General features: G+C 69.4%; 12 protein-coding genes. 7 read left to right on the forward strand and 5 right to left on the reverse strand.

What is annotated here, in order from left to right:
- Window positions 1-223 precede the first annotated feature (223 nt).
- Window positions 224-2,326, reverse strand: a complete 2,103-nt coding sequence (locus JIX56_RS41455; protein ID WP_257548834.1) for a serine/threonine-protein kinase — start codon at window positions 2,324-2,326, stop codon at window positions 224-226.
- A gap of 1,790 nt (window positions 2,327-4,116) precedes the next feature.
- On the opposite strand from JIX56_RS41455, the gene JIX56_RS41460 reads away from it, so the two are divergent.
- Genes JIX56_RS41460 through JIX56_RS41470 form a run of 3 tightly spaced genes read left to right on the forward strand, consistent with a single transcriptional unit; the run spans window position 4,117 to window position 7,587 of the window.
- On the forward strand, window positions 4,117-6,261 hold the full coding sequence (locus JIX56_RS41460) for a molybdopterin-containing oxidoreductase family protein (RefSeq protein ID WP_257548835.1): 2,145 nt from the start codon (window positions 4,117-4,119) through the stop codon (window positions 6,259-6,261).
- Window positions 6,262-6,263: 2 nt separating this feature from the next.
- On the forward strand, window positions 6,264-6,590 hold the full coding sequence (fdxA, locus tag JIX56_RS41465; protein WP_257548836.1) for a ferredoxin: 327 nt from the start codon (window positions 6,264-6,266) through the stop codon (window positions 6,588-6,590).
- Complete coding sequence (locus JIX56_RS41470; protein ID WP_257548837.1) at window positions 6,580-7,587, forward strand: NAD(P)/FAD-dependent oxidoreductase; 1,008 nt, start codon at window positions 6,580-6,582, stop codon at window positions 7,585-7,587. The genes fdxA and JIX56_RS41470 overlap by 11 nt, the downstream gene beginning before the upstream one ends.
- A gap of 7 nt (window positions 7,588-7,594) precedes the next feature.
- Here the strand turns inward: JIX56_RS41470 and JIX56_RS41475 are convergent, their stop codons facing one another.
- Window positions 7,595-8,554 (reverse strand): helix-turn-helix domain-containing protein, encoded by a 960-nt coding sequence (locus JIX56_RS41475; RefSeq protein WP_257548839.1) that lies wholly within the window; start codon window positions 8,552-8,554, stop codon window positions 7,595-7,597.
- A 241-nt stretch (window positions 8,555-8,795) separates the two neighbouring features.
- Between JIX56_RS41475 and JIX56_RS41480 the strand changes: the two genes are divergently transcribed.
- The 4 genes from JIX56_RS41480 (at window position 8,796) to JIX56_RS41495 (ending at window position 11,368) form a co-directional block, all read left to right on the forward strand.
- On the forward strand, window positions 8,796-9,350 hold the full coding sequence (locus JIX56_RS41480) for a molybdenum cofactor biosynthesis protein MoaE (protein WP_257548841.1): 555 nt from the start codon (window positions 8,796-8,798) through the stop codon (window positions 9,348-9,350).
- Window positions 9,350-10,363 carry a GTP 3',8-cyclase MoaA gene (gene moaA, locus JIX56_RS41485; RefSeq protein WP_257548842.1) on the forward strand — a complete coding sequence of 338 codons (1,014 nt, stop codon included), beginning with the start codon at window positions 9,350-9,352 and terminating at the stop codon, window positions 10,361-10,363. Before JIX56_RS41480 ends, moaA begins: the two co-directional genes overlap by 1 nt.
- Before the next feature lie 25 nt (window positions 10,364-10,388).
- Complete coding sequence (locus JIX56_RS41490) at window positions 10,389-10,634, forward strand: MoaD/ThiS family protein (protein ID WP_257548843.1); 246 nt, start codon at window positions 10,389-10,391, stop codon at window positions 10,632-10,634.
- A gap of 293 nt (window positions 10,635-10,927) precedes the next feature.
- Entirely contained in the window at window positions 10,928-11,368 is a 441-nt protein-coding gene (locus tag JIX56_RS41495; protein WP_257548844.1) for a CBS domain-containing protein, read from the forward strand.
- Window positions 11,369-11,928: 560 nt separating this feature from the next.
- On the opposite strand, the gene JIX56_RS41500 is transcribed toward JIX56_RS41495, so the two are convergent.
- From JIX56_RS41500 to JIX56_RS41510, 3 genes are all read right to left on the reverse strand, one after another.
- The gene (locus JIX56_RS41500; RefSeq protein WP_257548845.1) at window positions 11,929-12,888 is read right to left on the reverse strand and encodes an amidohydrolase family protein; all 960 of its coding nucleotides are present in this window, start codon (window positions 12,886-12,888) and stop codon (window positions 11,929-11,931) included.
- A 968-nt stretch (window positions 12,889-13,856) separates the two neighbouring features.
- On the reverse strand, window positions 13,857-14,933 hold the full coding sequence (locus JIX56_RS41505; RefSeq protein ID WP_257548846.1) for a hypothetical protein: 1,077 nt from the start codon (window positions 14,931-14,933) through the stop codon (window positions 13,857-13,859).
- Between the two features lie 3 nt (window positions 14,934-14,936).
- A complete protein-coding gene (locus JIX56_RS41510; protein ID WP_257548847.1) occupies window positions 14,937-15,395 on the reverse strand; it encodes a hypothetical protein in 459 nt (152 codons plus the stop codon).
- Window positions 15,396-15,858: the final 463 nt, after the last annotated feature.

A 15,858-nucleotide genomic window follows, 5' to 3' on the forward strand; every position in this document is an offset into this window, starting at 1 on the left:
GCCGCGCTCAGTCCACGGCCGTACGGCCGTGGACTGAGCGCGGCCGCCAGGCGATGCTGCGAGCCCGCGCTCAGCTCGCCGCGATCGTTCGCTCATGTCTGCTGTTCGGCGTCCTCCCAGGCGTGCTTGTCAGGATTTCGGCCCGGGGTGACGTCATGTCGGGGGTGGGATGTGCCCGGTCTCGGTGATGAAGCTGTCGAGCAGGCCGGGATGAGGATTCTCCTCATGGTGTCTGGGTGACGCCGACCGTGTACACGCTGCCTTGTCGGGAGACCGCGAAGAGGTGGTCTCTGGTGGCCATGACCGGCGAGCGGTACCAGGGGCCTATGCCGTTGCCGCCGCGGCGGGGGCGGTGTTGCCAGAGCTGTTCTCCAGTGCGGGCGTCAAGGGCAACCACGCTGACGTCCCCAGCGGCGAGGTAGATGTGACGGCCGACGATGGTGGGCGGTGCGGAGACACGAACGCCGATACTGGTGCGCCACTGCTTCGCGCCGGTCTTGTCGTCGATCACGGTGACAGTTCCGTTGTGGTGGGCCAGGCACACGATGCCGTCCTGAGCCACCGCCCGATGCGTGAGCTGGTTACGAGCCGTCGGATCAGGTGGGAGAGCGATGGTGACCTCGCGGGTACGGGTGTCCAAGCGGACCAGAGCGCCGCCTTCGGGCCCGCCAAGCGGGACCTTGAAGTACAGGGCGTCAGGCGTCGATGCCTGGTAGCGCAGTTCACCGTCTGCGGTTGTGCTCCACTGCGACCGGCCGGTGTTTCTGTCCAGCGCGGTGACGGTGGTGCGCGAGCCTTCTGCTGTGGTCAGGTAGAGGCCGTGCGCGGTCGCGAACAGGTACGGGAGGCGGGGGAACGTCCGTGACCACCGGACGGTCCTCGTGGCGAGGTCGACGGCTTCGACCCTGCGTTGGAAGACAAGGAAGAACATGGATCCGGACAGGCGGATCTCCCGGACGACTTCCTTGAACGTCCTGGTCCACAGGGTCTCTCCAGTGCGGGTGTCCACGGCGCGGAGTCGTTTGTAGTCGCCGTCGTGTTGGGTGAAAAGGAGGGTGTCGTCCGAGATGCCCAGGAGCTCCACGGCGGCGCGGTACACGTGGGCGTCCGGCCGTCCGTCGCCATCCGTGTCCTCCCCACTTTCATGGACGGGGATCGCGTGCCGCCAGGAAATCGAGCCGTCGTCCGCGTCGAGGCGCAGCAAAGTCCGGTCGCCGACCTCGCAGTAGATGGCGTCCGGGCCGGGCATACAGTCCTCCGACGCGCCCAGATCGTGGCGGATCTTCGTCTCCCATGGCCTCCACCCGGCGGGCGCCGAGTATGCCCGCTCTGTGCCGGCGGTCTGCGACGAGAGCCACGATGCAGGCATCCCGTCGGCGACCACGATGGTCCCGCCGGTGGCCGCAACAGCCAGGGCCGTCACTCCCGCCACCCAGGCGGGCACGGGCCGGGTCGCCCTCCGCAGCACTCCCGCGCACGCCGCGCGCACCACAGCCGTCCACGCGGCAGCTCTGGGGGACGGCGTAGAGGCAGCGCCCAGAGCCGCCAGGATCTCGCCGACGCCGATGCGGTCGGCCGGATTCTTGGCCAGACAGTCCGCCACAACCGCGCGGATACCGTCAGGTACGTCGGCGAGGTCCGGCTCTTCGTGGACGACCTGATAGGCCGCAGCGAAGGGGCTGTCGGCACCGAACGGGCTGCGCCCGGTGGCTGCGAAGGCGAGCACGCACCCGAGGGCGAACACATCGGCGGCCGGCCCGGCGTCCTTGCCGGAGAGGAACTGTTCGGGTGCCATGAACGCCGGCGTACCGACCACTTGCCCCGTCTCGGTCAACGGGTGGCCGTCCAAGGCCCGGGCGATGCCGAAGTCGATGACCCGCGGGCCGTCCGAGGTCAGCAGGACGTTCCCCGGTTTGAGATCGCGGTGGACCACGCCCGCGCGATGGATGTCATGCAGCGCAACGGCCAGAGCCCGGGCTAAACGGAGTAACTCGTCATTCCCCAGCGGGCCCTGCCGGTCCACGCGCTCGGCCAGGGACTCGCCCGGCACGTACAGGGTGGCCATCCACGGTTCCGGCGCGTGCGGGTCGGCGTCGACCACCGGCGCGGTGAAACGGCTGTGCACCATCCGTGCCGCAGCCACCTCAAGTTCGAAACGCGACCGGAACTCCCGGTCCTCGGCCCACTCACGGCGGACGACTTTCAAGGCGACCGTGCGTCCGCGGGGCGAGCGGGCCAGATACACCACGCCCATCCCGCCCGCGCCCAACCGACCATCCAGCCGGTAGCCACCCACTTCGGTGGGATCGTCCTTCAACAGCGTCACCCAGGCTCCCTCGCGGGTGACGCTTGCAGCTCGGCTGTGTGCGCCCCCGGCTTGATGTCCAACAGCACGACGACAGCGGCAAGTTACCGCTGCCAGGAGCATCACCGAGAGCCCAACGGACACTGTGGCACTGCTGTGACAGAGGCCCTTTCCGAAGAGAGAGACCCACCGCGAGCCAGCGAAGCAGCAGGTCGAACACATTCGGGCAGATCTTCGGTTCGTCGAGGTCACGTCCGCTGGAGTGGGGTATTGGCGGCTCCTGGGTGCTCTCGATTTGACGCTGTGCGGTGAGGTTGGCGGGCGGGACCGTCCAGCTCGCCAAAACAGTCCCGTCGGTTTCTGATCCGACCACGTGGAGGCCCCTCGCTCTGTTCGACTCAGGACGGCGTGTCCAGTGGAACGCCCGCCTGCAGAGTGCCGAGCTGGCCCGGCGGGCCGAGGTGCGTCCTGATCTCGCGGCCTCCGCACAGCGGTTGACGGCACTGTTCGCCGCACAGGACACCACCGACGGCCTGCTACCCACCGTCGATCTGCCGGTGTTGTAGAGGTCGGTGATCCATGTCGGCCACCGGCCAGTCCGACGACGGCGACTCGTTGCGCCGGGCCCGCGACACCCAGCTGTGCAGCGTCCCAGGGTGGATATCCAGGTCCTCGGCCGCCTCCGGCCTCCGGCGGCGGTGGGTGGGTCGGAGGGGCGGAGCCTCCGCCCGCTGGAAAGGAAATCCGCTGCGCAGCAGTTGGACCCTTCTTGTCGTCGACAACGTGACGTGGGTCTTCCTGGCGGAGCCTCTGTGCAGAGCTCCTGGTCGGGCTTGGGTAGGGGCGCTCAGTGGACGCGTAGTGGACGGAAGGATTGGGAAAGAGCGAGAAGACCGAAGAAGGGTCTGCTCGCCCTCGGCCCTCTGATCTGCGAAAACAGGAAGATCGAAGCAAGACTGAAGCGGGTATGGAAGATCGCGAAAGGACTCATAATCCGTCGGCCGTGGGTTCGAGTCCCACCCGCCCCACTTCAGCAGGGCTCTGACCTGCGGAAACGTTCATTTTGTCCTGTCGGATCGGCAACTTTGCCTGAATGGACTGAATCCGCTGCTCGCGAGTTTGGGGCCAGGTTGGTCTGCGTCGGCTGACGTTCCTCTGACCTGCACGTATGCGCGCGGATGCGTGGCTGGTGAGACGTGCTCTGGTCGGCTCTGCTGCGACAGGGCAATGAATTGAGGCCATCCTGAGGCCGACGGTACCGGGGAAGCGTGTCGATGGCGGCGGGACCAACCGTGCTCCCGCGGGTTCTGCCTGGTGGTCTTTTCGTTGCCGAACCGAGCAAATGCACGTTCGAGAGCCTGTTCGCCGCAGGACCGGTACGCAAGGGGTTGTGTCCGGTTTGATCACGTGATGTGGAGGATGGCGAGGGGGCGGAAAGCGTTGCTGGCGGGGTGGGAGAGTCGGCGGCGATGTTCGCGTCGTCTTCGCCCGCCACGGCTTCTGCCGTGCCGAAGCCGACCAGCTTGAGCACCGGACTCGAAGCCGAGCTGATCGGCGCGCGGAGGGGCGCTGCGAGCGGGTCTTGCGGCGCGACGAAGGCGACGAGGACGGTCTCGGTTTCGTCAGGCCGGTGACTGGACACCTCGGCAACCACGGCCCAGGCGTGGCGACGCTGCCCGCGGACGGACCGTCAGCGCACAGACGCGTGACCCGGGTCTGTCGCGCCTGGCCAAGAGCCTGTCGCCTGTTGCCTACCCGCCGGCTGCCGGAACTTCGACGATCGAGACAGACACGATCCGAGGGGAAGACAGATGAGCGCAACAGCAGCGACCGGTACTGTCGAGGTGCGGGGTGCGTGTCCGCACGACTGCCCCGACACCTGCGCGATGAGGATCACCGTCACGGACGGCAAGGCCGTGAGCGTGACCGGCGACCGGGAGCACCCGTACACGCGCGGTGGCCTGTGTGTGAAGGTCGACAACTATCTGGACCGGGTGTACAGCCCGGACCGTGTGCTGTACCCGATGCGGCGTACGGGGCCGAAGGGCAGCGGACAGTTCGAGCGGGTCACCTGGGACCAGGCGCTGGACGAGATCGCGGACCGGTTCCGGGCGATCTCCGCGGAGTTCGGGCCCGAGGCCGTCATGCCGTGCAGCTACCTCGGCACGCAGGGGATCCTCAACGGCCTCAACGTGGGCGACCCCTTCTTCGCCAAGCTGGGCGCCACCATCGCCGAGCGCACCTACTGCGACTCCGGCTCGTGCACCGCGTACACGATGACCATCGGCGACTGTGCGGGAGTGGACCCCGAAAGCCTGGTCCACTCCAAGTTCATCCTCATCTGGGCCTGCAACGTGATGAGCACCAATCTTCACCTGTGGCCCTTCATCGCCGAAGCCCGCAAACGGGGCGCCACCGTGGTCGTGGTGGACCCGGTGAAGACCCGTACCGCGAAGGCGGCCGACTGGCACATCCCGATCCGGCCGGGCACCGACGGTGCCCTCGCGCTGGCGATGATGAACGTGATCATCGAAGAGGGACTCACCGATGACGACTACATCGCCGACTACACCGTCGGATATGAGGAGTTGGCCGAGCGCGTACGGAAGTACTCACCGGAGTGGGCCGCCGAGGAGACCGGCGTTCCGGCCGAGGACATCCGTAAGCTGGCCCGCGCGTACGCCACCGCGCAGCCGTCCGTCATCCGGATCGGTGTGGCCGTCGAGCGGCACGCCGGCGGTGGCCAGACGGTACGGGCGCTCGCCTGCCTGCCCGGGCTGGTCGGCGCGTGGCGCAAGCCCGGTGGCGGGATTCTGCAGTTGCCGCTGTGGGCGTTCCCGGTCAACTGGGGCGCGATGATGCATCCGGAGATGCTCGAACCCGGCAAGCGGGTCGTGAACCAGTATCTGCTGGGGCAGGCGCTGACCGGCGGTCTCGAACTGGACCCGCCGATCAAGGCGCTGGTGGTCTACAACTCCAACCCGGTGGTCGTGTGCCCGGACCAGGAGAGGCTGATCAAGGGGCTGCGGCGCGACGACCTGTTCACCGTGGTCAGTGAGCAGTTCATGACCGACACCGCCCAGTTCGCCGACATCGTGCTGCCCGCCACCACGCAGCTGGAGCAGGACGACATCATGTTCTCCTGGGGCCACCTCTACGTCACCTACAACCACCGCTCGATCGAGCCGCTCGGCGAAGCCGTGCCCAACACGGAGCTGTTCCGGCGGCTGGCGGCGCGCATGGGCTTCACCGAGCCGGTGTTCCGGCGCACGGACGAGGAGATGATCGCCGAGGCGTTCGACTGGTCGGCGCCCGCCATGCAGGGCATCACCCTCGAGTCACTGCGGGAGAAGGGCTGGCAGCGGCTGACCGTGCCGCCGCCGGACCAGTACGCCCCCTACGCGGAGGGCAACTTCCCCACCCCGTCCGGCAAGGTGGAGCTCAAGTCCTCCATCGCGGAAGCCGTAGGGAACTTCGTGGTCCCGCTGTTCCGGCAAGGCTCCAACGACCACCAGCCGGGCACGCCGGTCGATCCGCTGCCGCACTACATCCCGCCTCGCGAATCGGCGCGCGCGAACCCCGAACTGGCCGCGCGGCATCCGCTCAACCTGGTCACCCCGAAGCCGCATGCCTACCTGAACTCCAGCAGCGCCAACCTGCCGCTCCACCGGCGCGTGCAGGGCGAGCCCACCGTCCTCATCCACCCCGACGACGCCGCCGAGCGCGGTATCGCCACCGGCGACGACGTGCGGGTGTTCAACGACCGCGGCTCGTTCGTGGTGAAGGCGAAGGCGGACAAGTCCGTCCTGGCGGGCGTCGCCGTGTCGGCGTACGGCGGCTGGCGTATGCACACGAAGTCGCTGTCCACGATGGCGTCCCTGAACCCCACCGCCTTCGCCGACCTGGGCAACGCGCCCACGTTCTCCGACACCCTCGTCCAGATAGAGAAGGCCTGACCATGGCTTACGTCGTGACCGACGCCTGCGTGGACATCCTCGACCAGTCCTGCGTCGAGGAATGTCCGGTGGACTGCATCTACCAGGGGGACCGGATGATGTACATCCACCCCGACGAATGCGTCGACTGCGGGAAGTGCATGACCGTCTGCCCCAGCGACGCGATCCACTGGGAGCACAGGATTCCCGTGGAACTGGCCCCGTTCACCACGGCCGCCGTCGAGTTCTTCGAAGAGCACGAGGACGCGGCCGGCGGTGCGTCCTCGCGCGGACCCGTCGGTGTCGACCACCCCCTGCTGCGGGAAAGGCGTGCCACCGGTGAAGGCTGAGCACGAGACCGGCTGCGGCGCCGACGGGTACGCCAGCGATCTGCTGATCGTCGGCGCCGGGCCGGTCGGTCTCTACGCGGCCTACTACGCCGGGTTCCGGGGCATGTCGGTCACGGTGATCGACGCGCTCGAACAGCCCGGCGGCCAGATGGCGGCGCTGTATCCCGAGAAGAAGGTCTACGACGTCGCCGGATTCCCCGCCGTGAAGGCGCAGGACCTCGTCGACGCCCTGGTCCGGCAGGCGTCGCAGGCGAAGCCCCGGTACCTGCTGGGCCACACCGCGCAGGCCCTTGAGGACACGGCGGACGGCATCGCCGTCACCACCCACCGGGGCATCGTGGTGACGGCGAAGGCCGTACTGGTCACCGGCGGGATCGGCAGTTTCACGCCGCGCCCGCTGCCCGCGGGCTCCGAGTACGAGAACCGCGGCCTGCGCTACTTCGTGCCGAAGCCGACCGAACTCACCGGCGCCGACGTGGTGGTCGTCGGCGGCGGGGACTCCGCGGTGGACTGGGCGCTGGCGCTCGAACCCCTCGCCCGCTCGGTCGCGCTGGTCCACCGCCGGCCGCGGTTCCGGGCACACGAGCACAGCGTCCGGCTGCTGCGCACGTCGTCGGTGCGGCTGTACACCCCGCACGAGGTACAGCGGATCAGCGGCGAGACCCGCGTGGAACAGGTGGAGCTGAGCAACCTCGAGACCGGCGCGACCGAGAGCCTGCGGGCGGACGCCGTGGTGGCCGCGCTCGGCTTCGTCGCGAACCTCGGCCCGCTCGCGACGTGGGGGCTCGACATGCGGGGCCGGCACATCGCGGTCGACCGGACCATGCGCACCAGCCGGCCGCGCGTGTACGCCGCCGGCGACATCGCCGACTACGACGGCAAGGTCGCGCTGATCTCGGTCGGCTTCGGCGAGGCCGCACTCGCCGTGAACCACCTCGCGCCCGTGGTCGATCCCACGCTGGGCACCGTGCCGGGGCACTCCAGCGACGGCCTGTGAGCGGCCCCTACGCGCGGGCCCGAGCGCGGTAGGCGGTCGGCGAAGTGCCGTACACCTCGCGGAACGCCCGGCTGAACACGGCGAGATCGGTGAACCCCCAGCGGACGCAGATCTCGGTGAGGGTGGCTTCGCCTCCCCGGTGGGTCAGCAGGTCGCGCCGGCACCGCTCCAGCCTCTGCCGCCGGATCACCTGGGACACCATCTGTCCCCGGCCGGCGAACATCCGCTGGAGCTGGCGTGTCGACACGAAGTGCGCCTGCGCGACGCGTTCCGGGGACAGGTCCGGATCACCGAGATGCTCCGCGATGTAGGTGTCGATCTGCCGCAGCAGGCTCGCGCGGCGGTCGGTGCCGGCGCCGAAGCCGTGTGCCTCTGTCGCGATGGTCGCCACCAGGTCGCCGATCTCGTCGGCGATCCGGATGGCACCCCCTTCGCTGACGACCGGCTTCTCGACGAGCAGGTCGGTCAGCATCCTGCTCAGCACCCCGGTGATACCGCTGCCGCCGTCCAGCGTCCGGCAGGTCAGCCTGGCCGACTCGCTGTCGCTGAGCCGGATCGTGTCGCGGGGCCAGGTGAAGACGGCGATGTCCCAGCAGGGGGAGCCGGCACCCGAGCGAAGCGACCAGTGAAAGGGCCGCTCCGTCTCGTAGACGACGAAGTCGCCGGGGCGGAGCACCGCGTCGTGCCCGTCCTGCTCGGCACGTGCCGCACCGCGGCGGACCAGGCAGACCTGGAGGTAGCGGTCGCCGTCGCGCCGCAGCAGTTCCTTCGTACGAAGGACGTCCTGGTCCACCGAGCGGACTCCCGACACCCGGAGGTGGCCGAGGAAGTCGCTGCGCACGGCGCCGTCGAACGTGCCGCCGTCCCGCTCGACGTCCACGTCCAGGCTGACGAAATGGTCCCGGAGGAGCTCCCGCCAGACCTCTCGCCGGCTGGTGTTCGTCTCGTTCGAGCCCACCACCGTCATGGCCTACCTCGCTCGTATCCCGTGTCCACTCGGCTCGGCGTTGCACGAGTACTTGTGCACCAGAGTGTCGGCCATGTCCAGAGGCGGATCGTTGTTGCCGTGTAAATAACCGGAAAACCCTGATTCAGCGGCACGTACCCGTCGTCGCCGGTCAAATGCCTGTCGCACGGAGTCCGGTACGGCAGGCCCGGGCCGGTGAGGATGAACGCCAGTGCCGGTCCAGAACGCGAGGGAACACATCGTGACAGCCGTCGTGAATGATCAGATCCGCAGTCCGGAAGAACCGGTCGAGGACGTCCGAGTGGCCCTGACCCAGGACCGCGTCCCGGTCGCCGAGGCGATCGAATGGGCGACCGTGCCGCACTGCGGCGCGGTCGTCACGTTCACCGGCACGGTGCGCGACCACAACGACGACCTGGAGGGCCACCGCACCGGGATCGTCGGGATCGACTACGAGGCGTTCGACCGGCATGTCGAGCCGCGCCTGCGGCAGATCGCCCTCGCCGCCCGGGACCGGTGGCCCGCCCTCGGGCGCGTGGCGTTGTTCCACCGCGTCGGGCCGGTGCCGGTCACCGAGGCGAGCGTCCTGGTCGTGGTCTCCGCACCGCACCGCGGCGAGGCGTTCACCGCGGCCCGCTTCTGCATCGACGTCCTCAAGGAGTCCGTTCCGGTGTGGAAACGCGAATACGGCGGGGACGGTACGAGCGGCTGGGTGGCGACCGGGAACCGGATCGACGACGTCTCCGTCGCGGCGAGTCGCTGGCGCCTCGCCCGGAACCCGGAACCGGCGGCGTGATGATCCAGCTTGTCACCGACCGCCGGTACCGTCACCTTCGCGACCTGCGGATCTCCATCACCGACCGGTGCAACCTCCGATGCCGGTACTGCATGCCGCGCGAGCATTTCGGCCCGGGGCACCATTACCTGGAGCCCGCCGACCTGCTGACCTTCGACGAGATCGCACGCCTGGCGCGGGTGTTCGCCTCCCTCGGCGTGCGCAAGATCCGGCTCACCGGGGGTGAGCCGCTGCTGCGTCGCGGCGTCGCGGACCTCGTGGCGCTGCTCGCCGCGGTACCCGGGCTCGATCTCGCGATGACGACCAACGGGCTGCTGTTGCCGGCCTTCGCGGAGCGCCTCGCACAGGCCGGGCTGCGCCGGGTGACGGTGAGCCTGGACGCGCTCGACGACGCCGTGTTCCGGGCAGTCGCCGACACCGCGGTGCCGGTGCGCCGGGTCCTCGACGGGATCGACGCGGCCGCACGCGCCGGCCTCAACCCCGTCAAGGTGAACATGGTGGTGAAGCGGGGAGTCAACGACGGGTGCGTGCTGCCGATGGTCGAGCGGTTCCGGGGCAGCGGCCACATCCTGCGCTTCATCGAGTACATGGACGTAGGAGCCACGAACGAGTGGCAGCTCGGCGAGGTGCTGCCCGCCGCCGAGATCGTGCGCCTGATCGACGGCCGTTACCCGCTCGAACCTCTCGACGCGACCGGCGTCGGTGAGGTGGCCACCCGCTACCGCTTCCGGGACGGCGCCGGGGAGATCGGTGTCATCGGCTCGGTGACGCGGCCGTTCTGCGGGGACTGCACGCGAGCCCGGCTGTCCGCCGAGGGGAAGGTCCACACGTGCCTGTTCTCCTCCGGCGGGACCGACCTGCGGGCGTTGCTGCGAGCGGGCGCCTCCGACGAGGAACTGTGCTCCGCCGTGCGCGCACTCTGGGGCGCCCGGGAGGACCGCTATTCGGAGTTGCGCGGACGCCGCGCACCCTCACGCGGTGATCGGGTGGAGATGTCTTACATCGGCGGGTGACCTGGAACGAAGGGGAGATTGGCTCATGCCCACAATGCTGCTGTTCGCGGCCGCGCGGGAGGCGGCGGGCCGAGGGCGCGACGTGATTCCCGGCGGCACGCTCGGCGAGGTGCTCGACGAGGCACGCCGGCGCTACGGCGGTGAGTTCGCCCACGTGCTGGCTAACTCACGGGTGTGGTTCAACGGAGAGATGCTGAACGACGAGATGCACGGCGCCCCGTGCGAGGACGGCGACGAGATCGCTGTGCTGCCACCGATCAGTGGCGGATGATCACCGGTGGTCCTGCTCTCCGTCGACGGTCACCGCGCCGCGCTGACGGCGCTACCCAGCCGGCGACCCCGAGTCGCCCGGCCGCCGGAACCATGCGCGGACTGGTCCTGACCGAAGACGATCACCCGACCACTGGTCAAGTCGGTGAGCCGGTGCTGGGTCGCGAAACCGTCCTCGGATCCGCCGAGTTCGGGCACGCACCCACACCGTTGCGGGTGTCGCGGAAGAAGACATTTCAGTTTCGGAGCAATACCGTGAGGTGAGGAATCGAAGATGAAGTACAGGTACCTGTAATGAGCAGCGTCACGGGCAGATCCATGACCTATGAATCCGCTGTGCGGAGTCGCGTTGCAGATGTCATGGTCACCTGTCCCAAGACCCTGGGACCGCTCTCCAGGGTGGACGACCTCCGAGCTCTTTTCAGCGACGATCACGTCCACATGGCCCTGGTCGTCAACTCGGACGGACGGCTCATCACGACGATCGAGCGACCGGACATCCCCGAAGCCGCCTACAACTCCGCGGCCGTCACGGAGTTCGGAACTCTCGTCGGCAGAACGGTGCAGGCGTCGTACCCACTTGATGCTGCTACAACAGCGATGAGATTCGAGGCGCGACGTCGGTTGGCGGTGGTCGATGATTTCGGTCGACTGCTGGGGCTGCTATGCCTGAAGCGAGACGGAACCGGATACTGTTCGAATGAAGGGATCCGCGCCCGCGCTGACGAAAGGTAACGAGCGCACTCTTCGTCTCCAATGAGCTGTTCCCGGTAACCCTCGGCCACCGTCCGTGAGTGCGAGGTGCGTCGCGCGATCTGCGGCATCCCCAAGTTCAGGCAGATGTAAGGCCCCTGGTAGGAACGATCTTGCGACAGAATGATCCGACCGAAGGGCCTCATGTGCCGACCGGCATCGGAGCCCACTCCGGGGTTGCGGCCACGATGCGCAACACCCCGCCCTCTGGGCTCACTTGCTCCACCCGCACTCCGCTCAGGTGCGGCAACACCCCTCGGTGACGAGACCTATGTGTCACCCCTGCCTCCCCTGACCAGTAGCTGGGGGGCAGCAGGTCGGCACGACCCGCGAGCGTGGCGACGGCGGCATCGAGCAGGCGCGGGTGAGCTCCGGCCACCCGCCGCAGTGAAGCCGGTCTGCTCACGGCTTCACCGCTGGTTCGTGCGGATCCTCGGGTCCGGGCTTATGTGGTTGCCCGTCCTTATCTTTGCGAGTGGTCCAGCGGGTTGTCGGCGTGCCCGCGGCAACCGGTCTCACATCCATGAGGCGGCGGTTTGCGTTCACCGTCTCCTCCCCGGAAACAGGCGCTGGGCGTTGGCCGTCGTCAGGGAACGCCATGTGGTCCCGTCCACCGGTGACTCGGCCGCGTCGATCGCCGCGATATGGGCGTCGGCCAGTGGGGGAGGCGTCCAGCAGTAGTCGCTGCCGTACAGCACGCGGTCCGGATCGACGAGTTCGAGGAGCGCCGGGACCTGGCGTGGGAAGGCAGTGCCCGCCATGTCGTAGTACAGGCCGCGCAGTTGCTGCACAGCGTCGGGGGTGGGCGGCTGCTGCGCAGGCAGGAAGAGTTTCATGAACTCGTTGATGCGGTCGGCGAGGACGGGAATCGTGCCGCCGCAGTGCGGGACGATCACCCGCATGTTCGGGTGACGTGTCAAAACGCCCGCCATCACCAGGTCGATGACGGTGCGGGCCGTGTCGAAGATGTACTCGACCATCGGACGCGGTCTGCCGAGCGCGGACTGTTCCCAGCACACCGGTGAGGTGGGGTGCAGGAAGACCACGGCCTGTCTGCGGTCGAGTTCCGCGAAGACCGGGTCGAGGCGCTGATCGCCCAGGTACACGCCGTGCGTGTGACTCAGCAGGGCCACGCCGTCGGCGCCGAGTTCGTCGAAGGCATATGCGATCTCCTCCAGCGCGCCGTCCACGTCCGGGAGGGGGAGCGAGGCGAAGTTGCCGAAGCGGCCCGGGTGGTCCCGGGTCAGCCCGGCGGTGTACTCGTTGACGCGCCGAGCCAGGGGACGGGCCGCCTTGTCGTCGCCGAAGTGCACGCCGGGGGAGGACATGGACAGCATCGCGGTCTCGATGCCGTTGCGGTCCATCAGGTCCAGGTGTGCCTGCACGGACCATGACGGCCAACTGCCCATGCCGTCGGGGTGGGTGTGGCCCGCTGCCGTCGCCTGCTGGACGTAGAAGTCGGGCAGGAGGTGGGCGTGGACGTCGATGAGGCTGGAGGGCATGACCTGGGGTCCTGTTCGTAGGGCTTGAAACGAGGCGAGGCGAGGCGAGGCGGGGCGAGGCGGGGGCGGGTGTCGGGCTCGGCTCACTCCACCTGTTCGCGTCCGGCCAGCCGCACCTCTTCGTTGTCCAGGGCTGCCTGGAGGCGGCGCAGCACGGTGTCGGCCAGCACGGTGGTGAGTTGGTCCACCGCCGTGGTGTGCCCCCCCGCCGCGGTACAGCAGTTCGGCCCGCTGCTGCCGGATACGCAGGGAGCGTGGGTGGTCGGGCGCCGAATACCCGCTCGACCGTCCGGTGATGCTGCTCAAGTCGCTCCACTGCCGCGGTGGTGTCTCCGGCGACACCACGCCAGAAGGCCAGGTTGGTGTGGCAGGTCAGGGTGGTGGGGTGCTCGGCGCCCAATGCGAGTTCGGCGTCGCCGGCCGCCGTGACGAACTGCTCGATCGCCAGATCGTGGTCTCGGGCGATCCCGTGCCAGTAGGCGAGGTTGTGGCGAGCGATGAGAGTGTCGTGGTGCAGTCGTCCGAGGACGGAGACCAGTCCGTCCACCGCTCTCTGGTACGTGGCGACGGCCGACCGCACGTCACCCGTCTCCCCGATCCACCGGCTGAGGTCGGCGAGGACCCGCAGCGTCGACGGGTGCCGCGGTCCGAGGCCGCGCTCCAGGACCCGGGCGAGCGCGGCGTAGGCGTCGCGGGCGCCGACGGCGTCCCCGGACAGGCCGCGGCACAGGGCGACATGCTCCTCGGCGGCCGTCACCAGGGGATCGTCCGCGGTGAGCACCGCTCGCGCCTCGGCGGCCAGGGTGACGAAGTCGGCCAGTGCGGCGATGATCAGACCCGACTCCATCCGCAGGCGGGCCTCGTGCAGCCGGATGGACAGCGTGTCCGGGTCGGCCGGACCGAGACCGTCCTCCGCCTCGCGCCGGAGCTCCTCCAGCAACCGTACGGCCGCCGCGGCGTTCCCCAAGTCACCTTCCGCCTGGGCCACCTGAGCCCGCAGCGCCAGCAGATCCCGATGTCCGGCGGGGAGTCGCAGCCGGGCCCGGTCGGCGAGCTCCGTCGTCATGGTCCGTGCCGCGTCGTGGCGGCCCAGGCCGGCCAGGTGCGGCCCCAGCCTGCGGAGCAGCGGGGTGCATGCCGCCGTCGCACCAGAGGTGATCGTCGGCGTGCGCCAGCAGTGCTTCGGCGCAGCGGTACAGCGCGGTCGTCGTCTCGGGCGCGCAGTCGGGCGCGGACCACACCTCTTCCAGGGCATCGGCGGCCGCCGTGGCGATTCCCGCGCGGTGGTGCACCGGTACGCCGTCGCGGACCGCCCGCTGGACGAGGGAGTGCACCTCGACGACGGCTGGGCCGGACGGTCCCCGGTGGGTGACGAGACTCAACCGGTGCAGGGCGCGCAATGCGAGGAGGTTGCTTCGCGAGGGAAGGCTTCCCCGCTCGGCGTGTTCACCCCGCGAGGCGAGGTGGTCACCGCCGAGCCAGGCGCGGGCCGCCGGGCCGAGCAGGACCGCTTCCGGAATACCGTCGGGCGCCAGCATGGAGATCAACTCGAGCATGGCACGGGCGGCCCCGGGCGGAGCCAGTGACTCCGCTCGCACGAGGGCGAGTTGGAGGGTACTCGTGACCGTACCGCCGTGTTCGTCGGCGGGGGACGACGACGGGAGCAGCCCGGCCAGGCTCTCCCGCTCGTCGGCCAGAAGGCTCTGATACGAGGGAAGATCCATGCCGGTGTCGATGAGGAAGGCCGCCGCCTGGGAGAGGGCCAATGGAAAGCGGCCGAGCACCGCGGTGAGAGCGGCCACATCCTCCGGACGGTGCGTCAGGAGCTCGTGCGTCCCGGCGGCGGGGTCCGGATCCAGCGACAGCCGGTCAGCCAGGTACCCGGTGGCCTCATCGACGGTGAACACGCCGACGCCGATCACCCGGACGCCCGGGCGGAGCAGCGTGGCATCCCGTCGGCGGGTGGTGACGAGGGTCCGGCCCGCGTCTCCGGCCGGCCACAGTCCGGCTACTTCGCCGAGGTCGTCGACATCGTCGAGGACCACCAGTCAGGAAGTCCCGGTCGACCGCAGCCAGGCGAGGAACAGGTCAGCCTGGGTCTCGTCGTCACTGCCGGGGCCGACGCCGGGCGTGGCGCCGTCGCCGGTGACGCTGGCCCGTGAGAGCGCGCTCCAGGCGCGGGCATAACCGTCCAGGACGGAAGCACGGTTGTCGGCGGCGACCCAGAGCAGAAACTCGATGCGCCGCTCGGCACGGTGGAACGCCGCCGCGGCCAGCTGCGACTTGCCGACGCCGCCCGCACCGGTGAGCAGGATCCGCCGTACGGAATCGTCCGCGAGACCTTCGTCGATGCGCTCGGCGAACTCGTCACGCCGTCGCAGCGCGGCGGCATCGCCAGGCGGACGCCCGATGACGACCGGGCCCCCGTCTCCCGCGGCCGCACGGTGGCCGGCTCTGGCGATCCGGTGGTGGGGCCACCGCTCCGGTACTCCCGCGCGGCGCGCCACAGGGTCTGCCAGCGCGCCACCGCGGTCCGGTCGGCCGCGGGGCCACCAGCCGCCTGCTCGATGGTGCGCACCAAGGCCATGACGGCCTCGAACTGGCGGGGCACCGATCGTCCGCCGGTCCATTCGCCGAGCCGACGTGCGTTGACGGCGACCCGGCGCCCGGACGGCAGCACCACCGCGCCGGCCCGCCGGGCCAGGGCCCCGTCCGAGACGTCCGGCAGTCGGCGACGCAGCCGGGTGAGCTCCGCCGCGAAGTCGAGCCGAGGATCACCGGTTCCCTGCCCACTCATGTACGGCGCCCCTTTGAGCCAAGGCCGGCTCCGGCGTGTGGTGGTCCACACGGTCACCGACTCCCCCCCCGGAGCAGCCGCTCACCACGCGGCCGACCTGACGCCAGGCTGGGCGTGTCCCAACGGCTGCGAACGTCAGCGAGCATGCTACGGCCCAGCGTCCAGGCGCGGGA

It is taken from the genome of Streptomyces sp. CA-210063 (genome assembly GCF_024612015.1).
Lineage (GTDB): Bacteria > Actinomycetota > Actinomycetes > Streptomycetales > Streptomycetaceae > Streptomyces.